The organism is Amycolatopsis melonis, from assembly GCF_040064235.1.
GTDB lineage: Bacteria > Actinomycetota > Actinomycetes > Mycobacteriales > Pseudonocardiaceae > Amycolatopsis > Amycolatopsis melonis.
This window is the reverse complement of sequence record NZ_JBDZYD010000024.1, coordinates 57,091-77,774: the sequence shown is the minus strand read 5'-3', so window position 1 is coordinate 77,774 and position 20,684 is coordinate 57,091. Positions and strand designations below refer to the sequence as shown.

18 protein-coding genes are annotated in these 20,684 nt (G+C 71.6%); 13 read left to right on the top strand and 5 right to left on the bottom strand.

Features of this window, described 5'->3' with window-relative positions:
• Window positions 1-3: 3 nt before the first annotated feature.
• Together ABJI51_RS43065 and ABJI51_RS43060 are read right to left on the bottom strand one after the other, a co-directional pair.
• On the bottom strand, window positions 4-2,379 hold the full coding sequence (locus ABJI51_RS43065; RefSeq protein WP_348956991.1) for a sensor histidine kinase: 2,376 nt from the start codon (window positions 2,377-2,379) through the stop codon (window positions 4-6).
• 151 nt (window positions 2,380-2,530) lie between these two features.
• Window positions 2,531-3,043, bottom strand: a complete 513-nt coding sequence (locus ABJI51_RS43060; RefSeq protein WP_348956990.1) for a DUF899 family protein — start codon at window positions 3,041-3,043, stop codon at window positions 2,531-2,533.
• A gap of 153 nt (window positions 3,044-3,196) precedes the next feature.
• Between ABJI51_RS43060 and ABJI51_RS43055 the strand changes: the two genes are divergently transcribed.
• Complete coding sequence (locus ABJI51_RS43055; RefSeq protein WP_348956989.1) at window positions 3,197-3,817, top strand: L-threonylcarbamoyladenylate synthase; 621 nt, start codon at window positions 3,197-3,199, stop codon at window positions 3,815-3,817.
• 5 nt (window positions 3,818-3,822) lie between these two features.
• Here the strand turns inward: ABJI51_RS43055 and ABJI51_RS43050 are convergent, their stop codons facing one another.
• Window positions 3,823-4,488 carry a maleylpyruvate isomerase family mycothiol-dependent enzyme gene (locus ABJI51_RS43050; RefSeq protein ID WP_348956988.1) on the bottom strand — a complete coding sequence of 222 codons (666 nt, stop codon included), beginning with the start codon at window positions 4,486-4,488 and terminating at the stop codon, window positions 3,823-3,825.
• 136 nt (window positions 4,489-4,624) lie between these two features.
• On the opposite strand from ABJI51_RS43050, the gene ABJI51_RS43045 reads away from it, so the two are divergent.
• Window positions 4,625-5,008, top strand: coding sequence for a YciI family protein (locus tag ABJI51_RS43045; RefSeq protein WP_348956987.1), 384 nt, complete (start codon window positions 4,625-4,627; stop codon window positions 5,006-5,008).
• Complete coding sequence (locus tag ABJI51_RS43040) at window positions 5,005-6,249, top strand: RNA polymerase sigma factor (RefSeq protein WP_348956986.1); 1,245 nt, start codon at window positions 5,005-5,007, stop codon at window positions 6,247-6,249. Before ABJI51_RS43045 ends, ABJI51_RS43040 begins: the two co-directional genes overlap by 4 nt.
• Before the next feature lie 436 nt (window positions 6,250-6,685).
• Here the strand turns inward: ABJI51_RS43040 and ABJI51_RS43035 are convergent, their stop codons facing one another.
• Together ABJI51_RS43035 and ABJI51_RS43030 are read right to left on the bottom strand one after the other, a co-directional pair.
• A complete protein-coding gene (locus ABJI51_RS43035; RefSeq protein ID WP_348956985.1) occupies window positions 6,686-7,384 on the bottom strand; it encodes a winged helix-turn-helix transcriptional regulator in 699 nt (232 codons plus the stop codon).
• 64 nt (window positions 7,385-7,448) lie between these two features.
• Complete coding sequence (locus ABJI51_RS43030) at window positions 7,449-8,255, bottom strand: AfsR/SARP family transcriptional regulator (RefSeq protein WP_348957009.1); 807 nt, start codon at window positions 8,253-8,255, stop codon at window positions 7,449-7,451.
• Between the two features lie 475 nt (window positions 8,256-8,730).
• On the opposite strand from ABJI51_RS43030, the gene ABJI51_RS43025 reads away from it, so the two are divergent.
• The 10 genes from ABJI51_RS43025 (at window position 8,731) to ABJI51_RS42980 (ending at window position 20,634) form a co-directional block, all read left to right on the top strand.
• Window positions 8,731-9,636 carry a helix-turn-helix transcriptional regulator gene (locus ABJI51_RS43025; protein ID WP_348956984.1) on the top strand — a complete coding sequence of 302 codons (906 nt, stop codon included), beginning with the start codon at window positions 8,731-8,733 and terminating at the stop codon, window positions 9,634-9,636.
• A gap of 27 nt (window positions 9,637-9,663) precedes the next feature.
• Complete coding sequence (locus ABJI51_RS43020; protein ID WP_348956983.1) at window positions 9,664-10,659, top strand: DUF1702 family protein; 996 nt, start codon at window positions 9,664-9,666, stop codon at window positions 10,657-10,659.
• 129 nt (window positions 10,660-10,788) lie between these two features.
• Window positions 10,789-11,772, top strand: a complete 984-nt coding sequence (locus ABJI51_RS43015) for a DUF1702 family protein (RefSeq protein WP_348956982.1) — start codon at window positions 10,789-10,791, stop codon at window positions 11,770-11,772.
• On the top strand, window positions 11,769-13,742 hold the full coding sequence (locus ABJI51_RS43010; protein WP_348956981.1) for an FG-GAP repeat domain-containing protein: 1,974 nt from the start codon (window positions 11,769-11,771) through the stop codon (window positions 13,740-13,742). The genes ABJI51_RS43015 and ABJI51_RS43010 overlap by 4 nt, the downstream gene beginning before the upstream one ends.
• Window position 13,743: 1 nt before the next feature.
• A complete protein-coding gene (locus ABJI51_RS43005) occupies window positions 13,744-14,748 on the top strand; it encodes an enediyne biosynthesis protein (RefSeq protein WP_348956980.1) in 1,005 nt (334 codons plus the stop codon).
• Window positions 14,745-16,121, top strand: coding sequence for a cytochrome P450 (locus ABJI51_RS43000; protein WP_348956979.1), 1,377 nt, complete (start codon window positions 14,745-14,747; stop codon window positions 16,119-16,121). Before ABJI51_RS43005 ends, ABJI51_RS43000 begins: the two co-directional genes overlap by 4 nt.
• 59 nt (window positions 16,122-16,180) lie before the next feature.
• On the top strand, window positions 16,181-16,750 hold the full coding sequence (locus tag ABJI51_RS42995) for a DUF5987 family protein (RefSeq protein WP_348956978.1): 570 nt from the start codon (window positions 16,181-16,183) through the stop codon (window positions 16,748-16,750).
• Window positions 16,747-18,399 (top strand): GMC family oxidoreductase N-terminal domain-containing protein, encoded by a 1,653-nt coding sequence (locus ABJI51_RS42990; protein WP_348956977.1) that lies wholly within the window; start codon window positions 16,747-16,749, stop codon window positions 18,397-18,399. The genes ABJI51_RS42995 and ABJI51_RS42990 overlap by 4 nt, the downstream gene beginning before the upstream one ends.
• Window positions 18,400-18,710: 311 nt before the next feature.
• A complete protein-coding gene (locus ABJI51_RS42985; protein ID WP_348956976.1) occupies window positions 18,711-19,766 on the top strand; it encodes a carboxymuconolactone decarboxylase family protein in 1,056 nt (351 codons plus the stop codon).
• A gap of 70 nt (window positions 19,767-19,836) precedes the next feature.
• Window positions 19,837-20,634, top strand: coding sequence for a TIGR03084 family metal-binding protein (locus ABJI51_RS42980; protein ID WP_348956975.1), 798 nt, complete (start codon window positions 19,837-19,839; stop codon window positions 20,632-20,634).
• Window positions 20,635-20,684: the final 50 nt, after the last annotated feature.

Here is a 20,684-nt window from a genome sequence, read left to right as displayed (position 1 = left end):
GGGTCAGACCGGGACGGCCGCGCGCAGCCGGAAGCGGCCGTCCGGTTCCACCCCGGCGGTCAGCTCGCCGCCGAGGTCGGCGACCCGGTGCGAAAGGTTGCCGATGCCGCTGCCCGGTGAGGTGTCGCGGGGTGCCGGCTGGTGCGGCTGCGGCCGGGCGGGCGGCTCCGGCGCCGCGGGGCACGACGACTCCACGCCGTCGTTGACGATGTCGAGCGCAACGCCGGAGTCGGTGCGGCGCAGGGCGATCTCGCAGCTCTCGACCCGGCTGTGGCGCAGCACGTTCGTGACGCCCTCGCGCAGCACCACGGCCAGCACGGTGCGCACCGGCCCCGGCAGCTCGTCGTCGAGCATCTCCATGCGCACGCGGACGTCGGCCGCGGCCAGCACGGAACGGGCCGTGCGGGACTCGCTGTCCAGCGACAGCTCGCGGTAGCCGCTCGCCACGGACCGGACGTCGGAGAGGGCCTGCCGGGTCAGGCCCAGCACTTCCCGCAGCTCCTCCGCGGCTCTGGCCTCGTCGATGGGCAGGACCCGGGCGGTCAGCTCGCTCTTGAGCGCGATGGCCGACAGGCTCATCCCCAGCAGGTCGTGCAGGTCGCGCGCGAAGCGCAGGCGCTCTTCGGCGACCGCCGTCTCGGCCAGCCGCCGCCGGGTGCTGTCCAGCTCCGCGACCAGCCGGACCAGCCAGAGCAGGCCGAACACCACCAGGCTGCTCATCACCGTCGCGGCGGTGAAGAAGACCGCGTAGAACAGGCCGAGGGTGCCCACGCCCTGCGCCCAGCCGTAGAGCACGACGTTCAGCACGAAGAAGGGCCAGCCCGCCGCGGGCGGCATCACCAGCAGCGCGTTGCCGATCAGCAGGCTCGGCACGCTGACCCAGTGGTGCTGCAGCGGCAGCAGCGGCAGGTAGACCAGGCAGGCCTGGACGAAGAGCATGGCGTAGCTCTGCGCCGAGCGCAGCCGCGTGGTGGGCCGGTCGAAGTAGGAGAACTGCAGCACCAGCAGGCCCAGCACCGAGCCGGTGACCAGCGCGACCTCCCACGCCTCCGTGGTGATCAGCAGCAGGTGGATGACGACGCCGAGCCCCATCAGCCCGAACACCGCCGGCAGCATCCGGTGGACCCACTTCGACTCCGCACGGGACTGCCGTCCCACGTCGTCGACCGTGGTCTCCGGTGCCGTCACCACCGGCAGCTCGACGTGCAGCCGGAACCGGCCGTCCGCGGCGGTGCCGATGCTCACCCGGCCGCCGAGTGCCTTCACCTCGTCGGGCAGCCGGGTCAGCAGCTTCCCCGACTCCGGCGGCAGATCGCCCGCCGTCACGCCGTCGTTGACGATGTCGAGGGACACCGCGCCGTCCTGCTGGCGGACGTCGATCTCGCAGTGTTCGACGTCGCTGTACCGGAGGACGTTCGTGACGCCTTCGCGCAGCACCTTGGCCAGCAGCGTCCGGGCCTGCACCGGCAGGTCCGGCTGGTCGAGGTGGACCTTCACGGCGATGTCCGAGGCCGCCAGCAGCGTTTCGGCGGTCCGCGACTCCCGTTCCAGGGAAAGCTCCCGGTACCCGTGGGAAACCGCGCGCACGTCGGCAAGCGTGCGCTGCGCGGTGGCGGTGATCTCGGCCAGCTCGGCCTTGGTGCGCTCGGCCGACTTCCGCATGAGCCGCGACGCGAGCTCACCCTTGAGGGCGATCTCCGACAGGCTGATGCCGAGCAGGTCGTGCAGGTCGCGGGCGAAGGCGAGCCGTTGCTCGGCGACCGCGTGCCGGGCCAGCTCCGTCCGTGCCCGGTGCAGTTCGCTGACCATCCGGACCAGCCGGGCGAGCAGGAAGAGGACGAGGCCGTAGTAGACCGTCCCGACGGTCGTGTAGGTGTTGCCGAGGAAGGAACTCTCGTACCGGGTGTACAACCAGGCGACGCTGACGGCGACGAGCGCGAACAGCGGCCAGGCCAGCCGGGGACGCAGGGTCAGGAGCCCGCCGGCGGCGACGAAGGCGGGCATGGACAGCCACGGCACGCCGAAGGTCAGGACGGGCACGTAGGCCAGCACCGCCGTCACGCCCAGCAGGACCCGGCTCGTCGTCGAGTCCAGGCGGGCGCCGGGCCTGCTGAAGTGGAACAGCTGGATGGCCAGGATGCCGAGCGCCGCGGCGATCCCGTAGCCCGCGGTGACCGGGCCGACCGGCGTCGCCTGGATCGCGCTGTACGCGGCGATCACGGAGAAACCCACGACCACCACGGTGGTGACGGCGCCCGCCAGCCGGGAAGCCAGCCGCGGGCGCCGGTCGATTCCCGTGGTCCCGCGGGGTTCGGCGGTCGGCGACAGCTTTTCAGCAGGCTCGAGCGCGGCAGGCTCGAGCGCAGCGGCGGGAGACATCAGTGCCGACCCCCTGGTGTCCTCGACGGTGACCGGACGCCCGGTGGCCCGGCCGGCATGTGTGCGTGGCGATCCTAACTCACCCCAGGGACGCTGCCGTGGGCCGAAAGTACGCGAAATCCGCGCCTGCCGGGGGGAACCGGCGCCGGAATCAGCGGGCGGAGGCCGTCCGGAAGCGGTCGGGGACACCGAGCAAGCTCAGGAAGTCCAGCCGGGTCAAGGCGACCGACCCGGTGTGCACGAGGCAGTCCCGCTCCCGGTGGAAGAAACTCAGCCCGGCCTCGTCGACCTCCCATGCGTCGCCACCCGCCGTGCCGGGCAGCCGCCGGGACGCCGGGAAGTCCGCGGCGAACGCGCCGGTCACGGCCGAGTACGTCGGCAGGTCCGGCCCGAGATGCCTGCGGTACCGCTCCAGCTGCGCGTACGGCGCGCGGGAGACCAGCACCAGGCGCAGGTCCGGCGCGGACAGCGCGGCGGCGACGTCCGCGGCCGTCACGATGTCGGCGGGCCCGCTGTGGTCGGGCATGGTGTGGTGCACCGCGAGCCGTGGCCTGCCGTCGAAGAGCGCGTCGAGCGGCACGCGCCCGCGCGGCCCGTCGAACAGGTAGTTCGCCCCGGCGACGACCCGGGGTCGGTCCAGCTGCGGCACGGTCAGTTCCGTCATGACGCGTCCTCCCTGGCTGTGGTCCCACTGCGGATTGTGGGCCGGGCCCCGGCCGGGGCAAAGGGACCCGGCCGGGAACCGCACGGGAGGAGACGCGCGGGTGCGGCACCGCCGCCGTGCCGGGCCGCGGCGCGGAACCTAAGCTCTGCGGTCATGGCACGTTATTTCGACCTGCATCCGGAAAACCCGCAGCGCCGGGCGCTCGGCCAGGTCGTCGAGATCCTCCGGAACGACGGGCTGATCGCCTACCCGACCGACTCCTGCTTCGCGCTCGGGTGCCGCCCTGGCAACCGCGACGGGCTCGACCGCATCCGCGCGATCCGCAAGCTGGACCACCGGCACCACTTCACGCTGGTGTGCCAGGACTTCGCCCAGCTGGGCCAGTTCGTGCACATCGACAACGCGGTGTTCCGCGCGATCAAGGCGGCGACGCCGGGCAGCTACACGTTCATCCTGCCCGCCACCAAGGAGGTGCCGCGGCGGCTGATGCACGAGAAGAAGAAAACCGTCGGCGTGCGCATCCCCGACCACCGCGTCACCCAGGCGCTGCTGGCCGAGCTGGGGGAGCCGCTGCTGTCGAGCACGCTGCTGCTGCCCGGCGAGGGCGAGCCGATGACGCAGGGCTGGGAGATCAAGGAGGAGCTGGACAACCAGCTGGAGGCGGTGCTGGACTCCGGGGACTGCGGGGTCGAGCCGACGACCGTCGTCGACTTCTCCTCGGGTGAGGCCGAAATCGTGCGCGTCGGGGCGGGTGACCCGGCGCCGTTCGAGTGAATGTCTCAGCGCTCCAGCAGTTCCAGCCATTCGGCGGTGTGCGAGCCGCGGAAGGTCAGTGCGAGATCCTCGGCGAAGCGGCGGCCGGTGACCAGCAGGCAGAAGTCCTCCGCCGGCCCGGTGACGCGGTCGGCGGCGTCGGCCGGGCCGAAGTCCCACTGCGTGCCCGACGGCGCCCGCAGCTCGAAGCGGAACGGCTCGGCGGGCGGCGTCTGCTGGTACCGGCGGTAGACGCGGTCCCGGGTCCGGACGCCGTAGTAGGCGACGTGCCCGACCGAGTCGTCGCGCCGCGGGCGGACGCCGAGCGCGTCGGCGATGTCCTGGCCGGCGGCGAACAGCTCGGTCAGCGCGGCCGCGGCGAGCACCGAGGGGCGCAGCGGGCCGTCGCTCCACGGCAGCTCCAGCCCGGGCTCGGCCGCGGCCAGCAGGGAGTTGGCCTTCCGCTGCTCGATCAGCCAGACGAGGATCGCCTCGTCGAGTGAGCCGTAGGAGATCTGCGGGGTGACGCCGAAGGCCTCGGGGTTCTCGGCGCTGAGCCGGACCAGCCGCGCGGTCGACGTCAGCCGGGCGAAGTGCGCCGTGAGGTCGGGGCCGGGGCCGTACCCGTGGCGCTCGGCCAGCTCGGCCAGCGCTTCGGTCTCGGTCTGCAGGTCCGTGAACACGTCGGCCATCGGTGCCAACCTCCTGGTCCGGGTCACCCGCTCCAGGCTGGCAGGCGGCCCGGCGCCGGCTCCACTCCGCGGTTGCGCCGTGGTCGGCTATCTTCGTGCGACGGACGAGGCGAGGGCGGCCGAAGGGAGCCCGGACGTGAAGTACCTGCTGGCGATGTACCTGAACCCCGACGTGATGGCGAGCCTGTCGGAGTCGCAGATGAACGCCATCATGACCGGGCACCAGGACTTCATCCGGACCATCCGGGAGTCCGGCGAGATGATCAGCACCCAGGCGCTCGGCGCGGTCGCCGACAGCACGGTCGTGCGCGTGCGCTCGGGCCTGCCCGCGGTCACCGACGGGCCGTTCCTGGAGTCGAAAGAGTTCCTCGCCGGCTACTACCTGGTCGAGTGCGCGAGCAAGGAACGCGCCGTCGAACTCGCCGCGATGATCCCGGACGCCGCCATCGAAGGGCTCGGCATCGAGGTCCGCGAGGTCGTCTACTTCGCCGACGCCGAAACCGAAGTCACCATGGCGTGACCGGGGTCGCCGAGGTCCTGCGGCCGCTCGTGCCCCAGGTGCTGGGCGTGCTGGTGCGCCGGTACGGCCAGTTCGACGCGTGCGAGGACGCCGTCCAGGAGGCCCTGCTGGCGGCGAGCACGCAGTGGCCTGCCGAGGGCGTCCCGGACAACCCGCGCAGCTGGCTGGTCACGGTCGCCACCCGCCGGCTCACCGACCACTGGCGCAGCGAGAGCGCCCGGCGGCGGCGCGAGGAGTCGGCCGCCGTGCGGGAGCCGTCGCCCGTCGTCCCGGGGCCGGGCGAGGAGCAGGCCCCGGACACCGACGACACGCTGAAGCTGCTGTTCCTGTGCTGCCACCCGGCGGTGTCGCCGTCTTCGCAGGTCGCGCTGACGCTGCGCGCGGTCGGCGGCCTGACCACGGCGGAGATCGCCCGGGCGTTCCTGGTGCCCGAGGCGACGATGACCCGGCGCATCACCCGCGCCAAGGAGAGCATCGCGGCGGCGGGCTCGACGTTCAGCGAGCCGTCCCCGGCCGACTTCGGCGACCGGCTGCGCGTCGTCCTGCAGGTGCTGTACCTGATCTTCAACGAGGGGTACACGGCGACGTCGGGCGAGAACCTGGTGCGCGCGGAGCTGGCGGCGGAGGCCATCCGGCTGACCCGCGCGGTGCACGCGCTGACCCCGGGCGAAGGCGAGGTCGCGGGCCTGCTGGCCCTGATGCTGCTGACCGACGCGCGAAGGGAGGCCCGCACGGGTCCCCACGGCGAGCTGGTGCCGCTGCAGGACCAGGACCGCGGCCGCTGGAACACGGACCTGATCGCCGAGGGCGAGGCACTGGTGGACGCGACGCTCGGTCACACGGCCCTCGGGCCGTACCAGGTCCAGGCGGCCATCGCGGCCCTGCACGCGACGGCGCCGAGCACGGAGGAGACGGACTGGCCGCAGATCGCGGAGCTGTACCGCGTCCTGCAGGCCCTGATGCCGAGCCCGGTGGTCACGATCAACCAGGCGGTGGCGGTGGCCCAGGCCGAGGGCCCGCAGCGCGGCCTGGAGCTGCTGGACACGGTCGACGCGAAGCTGGACGTCGGCCGCCGCCTCGACGCGGTCCGCGCGCACCTGCTGGAACTGGCGGGAGATCTTGCGGGGGCGCGGGAGCACTATCTGCGTGCGGCCGAGCGGACGGCGAGCCTGCCTGAGCGGCGGTATCTGATGGAGCGGGCCGGGCGGATCGCCCCGGAGGTGGACGCGGCGCGGCGGTGAGCCCGGGCTGGGCGCTCGTGCCGGGCGCCCGGATCGCCCCGGCGGGCCCGGTTTGGCCCGGCTCAAGCGCCCGCCCCAATGTGGCCTTGGGTGCGTTGGACGCACCGAAGGCCACATTGGGTGCGTTGGACGCACCGGACGCCGCGTTGGCGAACTTCTGCCGACCTGCGTCTCTCGGGGAACCGCGGTCCGGGGTGCGGGCGGAGGGAGGTGTCTTGAATGACTCATTCAGGTCTTCGGAGGTCCTGAATGAGTCATTCAAGACGCTGAGGTGAGCGACCACCGGCCGCGCTGGGCACTGGGGCGCCCCCAATGGGTGGCGGTCGAGGCAGGGGGAGGCCCCGCCCCGGGGCGCTGGGGCGCGGGGCGCCGTTCGGAGGATGGTCCGGGGTGTGGGGAGGCCCCGCCCGGGGCCGAGCCGGGCGGGGCCGGGGACTCAGCGGACCACGATGCCCGACGGGGGCTCCGGTGCCGCCGGGACGTGGAACAGGCGGGCCAGCAGCTCCAGGTCCGCCAGGTCGCCCTCGATCGACAGCTTGCCCGAACGGAGGGCCTCGCTTGCCGACAGGTGGCCGCTCATCAGGTCCAGGACCGCCACGCCGCTTGCCGCCTTGACCACCAGGTCCGCTCCGGGGAAACGGCCTTCGCCCACCTTGACCGTGCCGTCCTCGACCAGGGCGTGGATGATCATGCGGTCGTCGTAGCGCAGCTCGTAGGTGATCTGGACGCCCTCGGCCACGTCCGGGCGGAACGTCGTGTACAGCGACAGGATCGCCGAATCCAGCGTGAACACGTCGTCCGGGCCCGGCTGGTGCAGCGAACGGGCGCCCCACAGGCCGAGGTCGAGCAGGATGTGGTCGAGCTCGCTGCCGTACTGGGTCAGCTCGTAGACCAGGCCCGCGTCCAGCTCCGCGCGGACGCGGCGGCGGAGCACCCCGGTCGCTTCCAGCTCGTTGAGCCGGGCCGACAGGATGGACGGCGGGATCTTCGGCAGGCCGGACTGCAGCTCGTCGTAGCGCTTCGGGCCGAGCACCAGGTCGCGGACGATCAGCAGCGACCAGCGCTCGCCGACGATCTCGAGCGCGCGGGCGAGGCCGCAGAACTGGCCGTAGGCGCGGGTGTTGGGAGCGGGCATCGAACTTCCTCACTTCTTTCTCGGGCGGAGCGACGTGTTCGGCCGGAGCCGGGGAAGCGGTGGGTCAGCGGTGGTCCCCTTCGGAGATCAGCTCGCGGTGCAGCAGCTGGAGGTCGTCGCACGGCTCGACACCCAGCTCGCCGGCCAGCCGTGACCGGAGCGTGCGGTAGACGGCCATCGCGTCCGAGCGGCGTCCGCTGCGGCCGAGCACGCGCATCAGCTGCCCGTGCAGGGCTTCGTCGAGCGGGCTGCCGGTAGCCAGCGAACGCAGCTCGCCGATCAGCTCGCGGTGCTTGCCGCTGGTGATCTCGGCTTCGATCCGCAGGTGCAGCACGCTGCGGCGCTGTTCCAGCAGCTCGGTCCGGTACGCCGACAGGACCGGTCCACAAGGGACGTTCGCCAGCGGTGGTCCGGACCACAGGTCCAGCGCCGTGCGGTAGGCGTCGGCGGCCGCCGCGTGGTTGCCCGCGTCCTGGTGCTCGTGGCCGCGCTGCTGAAGCCGGAGGAACCGGTGAATGTCCAATTGGGACGGATCGATGTGGAAGGTGTAGCCGGACTGCTTGGTGACCAGCATCTTCTCGGCGTCCGGGGCGAGCTGGTTCTGGACGATGCACCGGCGCAGGTGGTAGACGTACGTGTGCAGCGTCGTGCGCACCGTGCGGGGCGGGTTGTCCGACCACAGCTCCCGGATCAGGGTGTCGATGTGTACCATCTTGCCCGGGCGCATCACCAGCATGGCCAGCAGCTGCAGGACCTTCGGAGTGGTCGGGGCGTAGTCGACCCCGTCACGCAGCACTTCCAGCGGCCCCAGAACGGTGAATCTCACGCCACCGTCGTCCGGTGCTTCCGTTGGCGGCAGTTCGGAGTACATGCAGGCCTCCAGCGTCATCAATGCGTCCTCGCGCTCCCCAGCAGTGCCGCGCGGGTCAGGGGACGGCCGACTCCGGGGCTTCCCTCCGAATGTGACAGAGCGTCTCCCCGTCGACCAGTGAGTCACCCATCAGAGTCAACGTGCATTTACCCCGTGGCCCCGTGCACTCCGCAGGTTCGCCACATGCGTTCCGCACGGTCCACCATCCGGCCCAACCTGGGCCTGCGTGCCCGGCGGGGTCGCCGGAACGGACCAGGCGCGGGCCCGGCGGGCCCGCCGGGGATCGTCCGCGGTGCGTGACCCGCACGACGGCACCGTGCGTTTCGCACGGACCGTCCCGTGTGGATTTCCCGGCCGCGGCCGGGTGGCGTGCGTTTCGCCCGTGCTCCCTCGACCGCTCGTCGATCGAGCTGCAAGAAGCGGCGTCTTCCCTGACACCAGGAGAACTGCCATCAGGGAATTCGAGGTTGGACGGATGATGTTGCGGTCTATTGCGCCTGTCGGCCACGACGGCGAGTTCGACGATCCGCCCCGCGGGCCTGCCCTCCACCGGGTGGAGAAGCCGGTCCGGACCGCCGTGCTGCAGGCGATCTCGTCGATCCAGGAACGGTACTTCGAGCCGATCACGCTCGCGGAGCTGGCGTCCGAGGTGTTCCTCAGCCGGTTCCACTTCTCGCGGATGTTCGCCGACGCCACCGGGCTGACGCCCGGCCGGTTCCTCACCGCCGTGCGGCTGTTCGAGGCGAAGCGGCTGCTGCTGACCACGTCACTGAACGTGTCCGACATCGTGTGCAGCGTCGGCTACAGCAGCGTCGGCACGTTCACCAGCCGGTTCTCGCGCGCGGTCGGGATGACCCCGACGCAGTACCGCGAGCCGCAGGTCGCCGAGCTGCTCGTGGCGATCTCCCCGACGTTCCAGCGGCTTCCGCCGCTGCGCACGCTGCGGGCGGCCGGGCGCAGCTGCGCCTCGCTGCAGACCGGCACGGGGGTGCTGTCGATGCAGCTGGACCTGCCGCGGGGTTCGGCACCCGCGGACACCCTCGTCGGGCTGTTCGCCGACCCGGTGCCGCAGCGCGGCCCGGTCGCCTTCGGCGGCATGGCCGGGATGAGCTCCGGGGAGCTGACGATCCACGGCGTGCCCGCCGGGCGGTGGACGGCGATCGCCGTCGCGCAGCACCAGCCGGGCGCGGGCGGGCCGCGGTTCTCGATCGGCTACCAGGACGTGACCGTGTCGCCGTTCGGGCAGTCCACCGCGCGGGTGGGCCTGCGGGCGCCGGCACCGACCGACGCGCCGATCGCGATCACGCTGGCGTCGCACCAGTCGCCGTTCACCCAGCGCATGCTCGCCGCCCAGCGGCCGCACCTGCGTGCCGTCGCCTGATTCCCCGACGTGTAAAGGACCACGACGATGTCCACGGTCATCGGAGTTCTGCGCAAACGGCTGCTCGCTCCGCCGCTTGCCTCGGTCGGGTTCGCCGAACGCGGCTTCCCGGTCACCCACACCGACGCGACGGCCCGGCTGGAGGCGGTGCCGCAGGCGGTGGTGTGCGGGTTCGAATGGGCCATCGAGGGCGCTTCGCTGTGGGAGATCGAGCGGCGCCTCTCGCTGATCGAGCCGGAGCAGCGCGGCTTCGCCTACGAGGGCGCCACGATGGGCTACACGATCCTCGACGCGATGCCCGGCGGCGGCCGCGACCGCACGCGGGCGCTGCTGGAAGGGCCGGGCCGCCCGCACATCTTCCTCACCTACATCGGGATCGGCTTCGCGATGGCGCGGCTGCCGCGTCCACTGTGGAAGAACATCCTGCCGGAGCTGACCGGGGTGGCCTACCACCCGGTGATGAGCTGGCTCGCCGTCGACGGCTACGGCTTCGACCGGGCGTACTTCGACACCGAGAAGTGGGTCGGCGAGCAGGTCGAGCCGGTGCCCTACCCGTGGGCGGGCCGTCCGGAGTACTTCGGGCGCGCCTTCGACCAGGGGGTCGGCCGGGCGCTGTGGTTCATCTACGGCGGCAACCCCGACGCCGTCGCGGCCGCGGTGGGGAAGTTCGCCGGGCACCGCCGCGCCGACCTGTGGAGCGGGGTCGGGCTCGCCGCGACGTTCGCCGGCGGCAGCGACCAGCGCGGGCTGGGCAAGCTGCGGCGGCTGGCCGGGGAGCACTACGACGAACTCGCCCTCGGCGTGATCTTCGCGGTGAAGGCCCGCACGTACTCCGGTTACGTGCCCGCCCACACCCACCTCGCGGCCGGCGTGCTCGTCGACCTTTCCGTGCAGGGCGCCCAGAACCTCGCCGACCGGACCGAGCAGGCCGACGGCGACGACGGGCCCGAACCACCCTACGAACTGTGGCGGCAGCGCATCCGCGCGGAGTTCACGCCCGCCGCCCGGCGGCGGACCGCCTGAGTTCCGCTTTCCCGGACAACTCCCGATGATCCGCTCGCAAGCGTGGAGTAGAGCGCTGACCAGCGGATCTGTGACCGTAGAAGCCGTGAATCCGAACGACCCTATTCGACCCGTGAGGGGGAGAGTGCGTTGGGCAATGGTTGGCGCGCGCTCAGACGTCGCATCCTGACACCGAACGTCGCGGAGACCACGCTGGAGAAGCGGGGCTTCCACCGGAAGAGCCCAGCCGCGCAGGAACGGCTCGAGACCGTCGGGGAGAAGTTCCTCCTCGGGTACGCACACGCCGTCGAAGCGAAGTCGGTCGAGCAGGCCGAAGAATGGCTCGAGCGCATTCCCCCGCAGTACCGCGGATTCGCCTACGAGGGCGCGGGCATGGGGTACGGCGTGCTCGACGGGCTGCCGTTCGGCAAGAGCACCAACATCGCCGAGTTCCTGGCAGGCCCCGGCGAGCGGCACGACTACATCATCTACGTCGGCGTCGGCTGGGCGATGGCGCGGCTGCCGCGGTTCGCCTGGCCGAAGGCGTCGGCGTTCGATCCGCTGCTGCGCTGGCTGGTGCTCGACGGCTACGGCTTCCACCAGGCGTACTTCAAGACGGACCAGTACATCCGGCAGCAGTACCAGGAGCCGAACTTCTCCTGGCCGGACCGGCGTTACGACGGCTACGCGCTGCGGGCCATCGACCAGGGCATCGGCCGGGCGCTGTGGTTCATCTGCGGCACCGACGTCGGCCTGGTGACCAAGACGATCGAGGAGTTCCCCGAGTCCCGCCACGGCGACCTGTACGCCGGGGTCGGGCTGGCCTCGACCTACGCGTGCGGGGTCACCGCCGACGAGCTGGCGGAACTGGTCGACCGGGCCGGGATCCACCACGGTCCGCTGGCACAGGGGAGTGCCTTCGCCGCCGAGTGCCGGGTGCGCTCGGGCCTGCTGATCCCCGAGACCGAGATGGCGGCCGAGGCGATCTGCGGGATGCCTGCCGAGCGCGCGGCGGCCATCACCCAGGAAGTCCGGCCGGACGTGGTCGTCGACGGCGACGACGTCCCGGCCTTCGAAGTCTGGCGGCAGCGCATTGCCGAAGAAGTGCTGACCCACGGAGGGAAGAACAAATGACCGCGACCTTGGGCTGGCTGCGCAAGCAGCTGGCGGGCATCGTGGCGCTGGCGCTGATCCTCGGCCTGTTCCTGGTCGCGCGACTGCCCAGCGTCTCGGCCGCCGAGCAGGACACGATGGCGAGCAGGTTCCACTTCACCCCGATGACGATCGCGCTGCCCGCGGCGAAGAAGTCGCAGTCGATCCGGACGGTGAACAAGGAGTACGAGCACATCGCCGCGTGGATCTCCTCGGTCGGCGCCGCGATCGCGATGAACGACATCAGCGGCAGCGGCAAGGCGAACGACCTCTGCCTGGTCGACCCGCGCAGCGACCAGGTCGTCATCACGCCGACCCCGGACTCGGGCCCGCGCTACGCGCCGTTCGCGCTCGACCCGGCGCCCGCCCTGCCGACGTGGGACTACATGGCACCGATGGGCTGCGTCCCCGGTGACTACAACGAGGACGGCCGGACCGACGTGCTGGCCTACTACTGGGGCCGCACCCCGGTGCTGTTCCTGCAGAAGGCGACCGCGACCAAGTTCGACGCCTCGGCGTTCCAGCCGGTCGAGCTGGTGCCGGGCAACCACCGCGGGCCGGACGGCAAGTACAGCGGTCCACTGTGGAACACCGACTCGGTCACCATCGGCGACTTCGACGGCGACGGGCACGTCGACATCTTCGTCGGGAACTACTTCCCGGACAGCAAGGTCCTCGATCCGACCGCCGACGGCGGCATCACGCTGAACCAGTCGATGTCGCACGCGGTGAACTCGGGGGCCAAGTACATCTTCCGCTGGACCGGGGCCGCCGCCGGCGCGAACCCGGACGCCCGCTACACCGACGCGTCCCAGGGCATCCCGGAGAGCGCACGGCTGGGCTGGACGCTGGCCTCCAGCGCGACCGACATCGACGGCGACAGCCTGCCGGAGCTCTACATCGCCAACGACTTCGGCCACGACCACCTGCTGTACAACAAGTCCACGCCGGGGCACATCGAGCTGGCCGAGGTCACCGGGGTCCGCGGGTTCGACGACCCGAAGTCCAAGGTGCTGGGCCACGACTCCTTCAAGGGCATGGCCGTCGACTTCGGCGACCTGAACCACGACGGGCTCTACGACCTGTTCGTCAGCAACATCACCACGTCGTGGGGCATCGAAGAGTCGAACTTCCAGTTCATGAACAAGGCCAAGGACACCGCGGACCTGACCCGCCAGCTCAAGGACGGCGTCGCGCCGTTCCACGACGACAGCGCCGCGCTCGGCACGGCGTGGTCGGGCTGGGGCTGGGACGTCAAGATCCAGGACTTCGACAACAGCGGCGACAACCAGATCGCGCAGGCGACCGGGTTCGTCAAGGGCCAGGTCAACCGGTGGCCGAACCTGCAGGAGATCGCCACCGCACACGACGGCCTGCTGTCCAACCCGCTGTGGTGGCCGAACGCCCGTGCCGGTGACGACATCGGCGGCGACCAGACGCTGCACTTCTTCGTCAAGAGCTCCGACGGCCGGTACACCGACCTCGCGCCGAAGCTCGGCCTCGCGGTTCCGGTGCCCACCCGCGGCATCGCCGTCGGCGACACCAACGGCGACGGCCTGCCCGAGTTCGCCGTGGCCCGGCAGTGGGAGCAGCCGATCTTCTACCACAACGACAGCCCGAACACCGGGAAGTACCTGCAGCTGAAGCTGACCACCGACGCCCCGGTGGCGGCAGGCCCGCTGCCCGCGGCCGGCGTGCCGGCGATCGGCGCCCAGGTCACCGCGACGACCTCGGACGGCCGGAAGTTCCTCGGCCGCGTCGACGGCAGCAGCGGGGAGGCCGGACGGCGCAGCTTCGACGTCCAGATCGGACTGGGGCACGACGTCAGCGGCCCGCTCGACGTGCACCTCCAGTGGCGGGACCGGACCGGGCAGCTGCGGACGCAGGACCTGAAGCTCGAACCCGGTTGCCACGCCTACCAGCTCGGCACCACGGCGAAGGAAGCGATGTGACATGACCACCCCGACTCTGACCAAGGTGGACAGTGCGCCACCGAAGCGGACCAACAAGGTCATCACCGCGCTGCGGCGCTTCGCGATCTCGATCACGATCTTCAACATCGTCGGCTTCACGTTCCTCGGCTTCGAGCAGCCGTGGCTGTACCCGTTCGTCGCGCTGGCGACGGCGTACACCACGGAGATCGTGCTGGAGATCATCAACGCCCGCGTGACGCACCGCGACGTGCGGTTCCGCGGCGGCGGGTTCAAGGGCCTGGTGGAGTTCCTCCTGCCGGCACACATCACCGGCCTGGCACTGAACATGCTGACCTACGTCAACGACCAGATCCTGGTGATGATGTTCGGCGTCGTCGTCGCGGTCGGCGCGAAGTGGGTCCTGCAGGCTCCGGTGTACGGCCGGATGCGGCACTACATGAACCCGTCGAACTTCGGCATCACGGTCATCCTGCTCGTGTTCCCGTGGGCCAGCATCGCCCCGCCGTACCACTTCACCGAGCAGATCCCCACCTGGGGCGGCTGGCTGATCGTCGGCATCATCCTGGTGTCCGGCACCGTGCTCAACGCGCTGCTGACCAACCGGATGTGGCTGATCGCGGGCTGGCTGAGCTTCTTCGTCGTCCAGGCCTTCGTCCGCGGCTGGCTGTTCGGCACGTCGATCCCCGGCGCGCTGGCGATGGGCACCGGCGTCGCGTTCGTGCTCTACACCAACTACATGGTGACCGACCCCGGCACGTCGCCGTCGAAGCCTGCCTCGCAGTTCCTGTTCGGTTCCGGCGTGGCGCTCGCGTACGGCTTCTTCACCGCCGTGCACGTGGCCTACGGCCTCTTCCTGGCCACCGCCACCGTATGCCTGATCCGCGGCCTGTTCCTGTGGGGCCTGCACTTCTCGAACAAGGCGCGGATCAGGTTCGAGGCCGACCAGGCCGCGCAGAAGGCCAAGCTCGAACTCGCCGCGGCACCGCCCGCCGAGGACGAGCAGCCGGGAGCGCTCGCGGCATGACCGGTCCGACGGACCACACCCGGGCGGCACCCACCGTGCCGCCCGGGCCGCCGCGCCGGGCGACGTTCCGGTTGCTGAAGCAGCTCTTCACCGACCGGCTCGCGCTCATGGGCGACAACGCCGATGCCTACGGCGACGTCGTCCGCATCGCCATCGGACCGAAGGCGATGTACCTGGTCAACCACCCGGACCTGGCCAAGCACGTGCTCGCGGACAACGCCGCGAACTACCACAAGGGCATCGGCCTGCAGGAGGCCCGCCGGGCACTCGGCGACGGCCTGCTCACCAGCGACGGGGACACCTGGAAGCAGCAGCGCCGGACCATCCAGCCGGTGTTCCAGCCCAAGCGGATCTCGCGGCAGGCCGCCGTCGTCGCGTCCGAAGTGGACGGTCTGATCCAGCGGCTGGCCGCGCACGACGGGCCGGTCGAGGTCCTGCACGAGATGACCGGGCTGACCCTCGGCGTGCTCGGCAAGACGTTGCTGGACGCGGAACTCGGCGGCTACGAGACGCTGGGGCACTCGTTCGAGGCCGTGCAGGACCAGGCCATGTTCGAGGCGGTCACGCTGAGCATGGTGCCGCAGTGGGTGCCGCTGAAGAAGCAGCTGCACTTCCGCACCGCCCGCGACGACCTGCGCCGGATCGCCGACGAGCTGGTCGAGCAGCGGCTGGCGAACCCGGTCGAGGGCGGCGAGGACGTCCTGTCGCGGCTCATCGCGTCCGGGTCGGCGGACGGCTCCTCGCGCGAGCGGATGCGGGACGAGCTGATCACCCTGCTGCTGGCCGGGCACGAGACCACCGCGAGCACGCTCGGCTGGGCGTTCCACCTGATCGACGAGCACCCCGAGGTCGGCGAGCGGCTGCACGCCGAGGCCGTCGAGGTGCTCGGCGACCGGCTGCCCGAGCACGAGGACCTGCGGCGGCTGACGTTCACCGTGGCGGTGGTCGAGGAGGTCATGCGGCTGTACCCGCCGGTGTGGCTGCTGCCGCGCGTGGCCCAGGCCGACGACGAGATCGGCGGGTACCACGTGCCCGCCGGGTCCGACGTCGTCGTCGTGCCCTACACGCTGCACCGGCACCCGCGGTTCTGGCCCGACGCCGAGCGCTTCGACCCGGGCCGGTTCACCGCCGCGGAACGGCCGCCGCGGTACGCCTACCTGCCCTTCGGGGCGGGGCCGAGGTTCTGCATCGGCAACAGCCTCGGGGTCATGGAGGCGGTGTTCGTGCTCGCCATGGCGGCACGGGACCTGCGGCTGCGCAAGGTACCCGGCAAGGTCGTCGAGCCCGAGGCGATGCTCTCGCTGCGGGTGCGGGGCGGGCTGCCGATGACCGTGCAACGCCGGGACCGCGTGCGGCGGGCCGACGCCGCCTGATCTCTACGGCGGCGGGCCGCCCGATCTCTACTGTGGACATTCAATGAGGAGGTAGGCCGGTGCAACCCGAGGCCACCGAAGAAGAACGCGTGATGAACCAGACCCTCGAGGCCTACGCCGACACGATCGTGCCGGGGGAGAAGCGGTTCCCGGAGGACCGGGCCGTCGCCGGGGCCGCGCCCGGCCCGGGTGCGGTGGCGGCGGGCGCGCTCGAGCTGCTGAACTTCGACGCGACCGGCGTCACGGCCGGCCTGCCCTACCTCGCGCAGTCGCTCAACGACCACGCGAAGTCCTACGCGGGCGAGGTCGACCTGGAGCTGGACTACGACGTCCCGCCGTTCGTCGCGCTGCCGTACGAGCACCGCCGCGAGCTGGTGAACCGGCTGACCACGCCGGGCCACCCGGAGAAGGACGGCTGGGTCAGCCTCGCGCTGTTCTGCAACATGGCCTTCGACAGCGCCGCGCACAAGCACACCGCCGACGCCATCCGCGAGGGCCACCCCGGCCTGCTGGCACTGGGGTACCGCCCACCGGACGCGGACGGGTTCTGGCGGTTCCCGAAGTACGGCTACGGCCGCAAGCTGGCCGAGCTGCACCCCGACACGACTGCCTCCGGGAGCCCGGCATGAGTGCGATCGACCAGACCGACGTCGTCATCGTCGGCAGCGGATTCGGCGGGTCCATCCCCGCCTACCACCTCGCCGCGGGCGGGGCCAAGGTGACCGTGCTGGAGCGCGGGCCGTGGCTGGCCGCGGCCGACTTCGAGCACGACTACCTGCTCGGGTCGTCCTACACGCGGGCGTTCGACTTCGTCGTCGGCGACGGGATGAGCGTGCTCGGCGGCAACTGCGTCGGCGGCGGCAGCGTGGTGTACTTCGCCGCGATGCCGCGGGCGCCTCGCTTCGTCTTCGAGCGGCACGGCAGCATCGGGCGGCGGATGTGGCCTTCGGTGATCTCCCGTGACACGCTGGAGCCGTGGTACGACCGTGTCGACGAGTCGATCCCGGTGTCCAAACAGGACTGGAGTGACGTCTCCTACGCCGGCGGGCTGTGGGCCGCCGCGTGCAACCACTCCGGGCGCACGGCGAACCCGGCCCCGGTGGCGGTGGACAACGACACCTGCGTCAACTGCAACTTCATGATGGCGGGCTGCAAGTTCGACGCCAAGCGGTCGATGCTGACGAACTACCTGCCCGCGGCACTGGCGCACGGCGCCGAGATCCGGCCGCTGCACGAGGTCCAGCGGCTGGAACGCACCGAGGACGGCAGCTACCGCGTCCACTTCGACATCGTCGACGAAGAGGACTACCGGATCCACACCGGCACCGGCGTCATCGAGGCGAAGGTCGTCATCATCGCCGCCGGCGCCGGGGCGACCCCGGTGATCCTGCAGCGGTCGGAGTCCGCGCTGGGCGCGATGCCGCACGGTGTCGGCCGGTACTTCTCCGGCAACGGCGAGCGGCTCAACACCGCGATCATCGACGAGGACCGCGTCCGCGAGGTGCTCGGGCTGTCCCGTGAGGACGGTCCGGTGTACTCGGCCAACCACATCGGCAAGGGCCCGACCGTCGCGAACTGGGACAAGCTCGACGGGTCGCTGCCGGAGTACGAGCGGTACTCGCTGGAGCAGCTGTACTTCCCGCCGGGACTGGGCACCATCCTCGCCCAGGCGCCCGGCGGCGAGCACCCGCGGTGGTTCGGGGCGGAGAAGAAGGAAATCCTCAAGCAGTGGTCGAACTGGCTGACGATCTTCCTCATGACCGAGGACGACAACGAAGGCGTGTTCGGCACCCCGCCGCCCACCGGCAACGCCTACCGGATCTCGCAGCAGATGCTCGGCCGCGGTCCGCTGCGCTACGACCCGACCACGAACACCCGGCGCGGCTGGGCACTCGCCGACGCCGACTGCAAGGCGATCATCGAGAAGGACGGCCTGGCGAAGGTCGCGCCGTGGACCAACGACGTCGTCGGCGCGTACACCGTGCACCCGCTGGCGTCCTGCCGGATCGGGGACGACCCGGCGACGTCCGCGCTGTACCCGAACCACGAGCTGCGCAACCACCCCGGCATCTTCGTCACCGACAGCGCGTCGGTGCCGGGTGCGCTGACGGTCAACCCGGCGATGACCATCGCCGCGCTGGCCGAGCGCTCGATCCCGGGCATCGTCCGGGCCCTGCAGGCCCGCGACGTCGACGTCAAGTACGGGGCCCCGGCCCCCGACGGCTCGATCACGGGCCGCCGCGCGGTGTCCAAACTGGACCTGGTGGCGGGCAACTGATGCACGGGCACTTCGAACTCGCGCTCCTGGGCATCTGGGAGCGCGAGTCCCGCCCGGCCGAGGTCCGGCGACGCCGGTCGTGGGTGCCGAGGTTCCGGTGGCGCCTGCGGACCGCGGTCCGCGGACCGGCCGTACCCCGGATCTCGCGTGATTGAGCGGACGACACGCGTGATCGGGAAGCCGACACGCGTGAGCAGAGGGACGACACGCCGAAGCGGTGGAGTTTCGTGCGTGTCGTCCCTTCAATCACGCGAGTTGACCCTCCGATCACGCGTGTCGGCGTTCTGGTCACGGGAGGGCGAGGAGGCAGTATGACGGCGGGTGTGGTCCGGGTTGCCCTGCGGCGGACGCTCAGGGATGTCAAGTACGTCGAGGTGGTGCGGCCGCGGCGGGCGCGGGGGCTGGTGCGGGACGTCTACCGGCAGGTGGAACGGGACTTCGGGATGCTCGCGCCGCCGATTGCCCTGCACTCGCCGTCGCCGGAGGCGCTTGCGGCCGCGTGGGCCGTGCTGCGGGAGTCGCTGGTCGCGGCCGGGACGGCGAGCCGGGCCGACAAGGAGGTCGTCGCGGCCGCCGTGTCCGCGGCGAACCAGTGCCCCTACTGCGTCGAGGTGCATGCGATGGCCCTCGGCTCGCTGGGGGAGCCGGAGGCCGCCGCGGCCATCGAGGCCGGGACGCCCGGGTCCATCGTGGACAGTGACACGCGGGCGCTCGCCGCGTGGGCGCGGGGCGAAGGCCCGCTGCCCGCGGGCGTCCCGCGGGACACCGCCGCGGAGTTCGCGGGGGTGGCCGTCGCGTTCCACTACCTCAACCGGATGGTGAGCGTGTTCCTCGGGCCGTCGCCGCTGCCGGAAGCCGTGCCGCCTTCGGCGCGGGCGAAGGCCAAGGCGGTGCTGGGGCTGCTGCTCAAGCCGGGCGACGCGCCGGCCGCCGGGCAGGCACTGGACCTGCTGCCCGCCGCGCCCGGCCCGGGAGGCGCCGACACGCTGTCCGACGCCTTCGCGCGTGCCTCGGCGGCGTTCGAGGCCGCCGGGGAACGGTCGGTGCCGTCGCGGGTGCGGGACCTCGTCCGCCGGGAAGTCAAGGCGTGGGACGGGAAACCGCCCGGCCTCGGCCGGGGATGGGTCGAGCCCGTGCTCGCCGAGCTGCCGCCGGAGGAACGTGCCGCGGGACGGCTCGCGCTGCTGACGGCCAAGTCCGCGTATCAGGCCGGCGCCGCCGACGTTGCCGCCGTCCGTCCGGAAAGGACGGACGATCGCGGACTGGTGGAGCTGGTGTCGTGGGCGGCTTTCGCCGCGGCCGCGGCGGCCGGTGAGCGGCTTTCCCTCCGCCCGGCAAGAGAAGACTCCCCAGGTCGGCGCGGGTGATGATCGAGACGTCGGGTCGGCGGAGAGGCCGATCCAGGCAAGACGTCACATCGGTTGAGAGGACAGACAGGTGACTGACACCACGGGCGTGATCGCCGACCTGACCGCGGAGGCCGCCGAGGTGGACGCGCTCGTGGCCGGCCTTTCCGAAGCGGAGTGGGACACCCCCACCCCCGCGCCGGGCTGGCCGATCCGGCACCAGATCGGGCACCTCGCGTTCATCTTCCGGATCGCCGGCCTCTCGGCCGCGCAGCCGGAAGCCTTCGTCGCGATGACGAAGTCGCTCGCGTCGGTCGGCTTCGAGCAGGCCGTCGAGGGCGCGCTGCAGGAGTACGTCCACGACCCGGCCGAGGTGCTGCTGACGCGCTGGCGCGCCGAGCGGGACGCGGGCATCAAGGCCCTCGCGGCCGTGCCCGGCGACCAGCTGGTGCCGTGGCTGGTGAACCCGCTGCCGCCGTACGTGCTCGCCTGTGCCGGGATGATGGAGCTGTTCGGGCACGGCCAGGACATCGCCGACGCCCTCGGCGTGCGCCCGCGGCGCACCGACCGGATCAAGCACCTGGCCGGATTTGCCGTGCGCGTGCGCGACTTCGGGTACGAGGCGCGGAACCTGACGCCGCCCGCCGAGGAGTTCCGGTTCGAGCTGACCGCGCCTTCGGGCGCGCTCTGGACGTTCGGGCCCGCGGACGCGACCCAGCGGATCAGCGGCAGCGCCGAGGACTTCTGCCTGCTCGTCACCCGGCGGCGGCACCGCTACGACCTCGACGTGCGGGCGAAGGGCACGCTGGCGGACCAGTGGCTCGACATCGCGCAGGCCTACCGCGGGCCGGCGGGCGAAGGCCGCCGTCCCGGCCAGTTCCGGGCCTGAACTTTCCTTTCGCAGACACGAAATGGCCATGTCCGAGCGTGCTGAGGTGC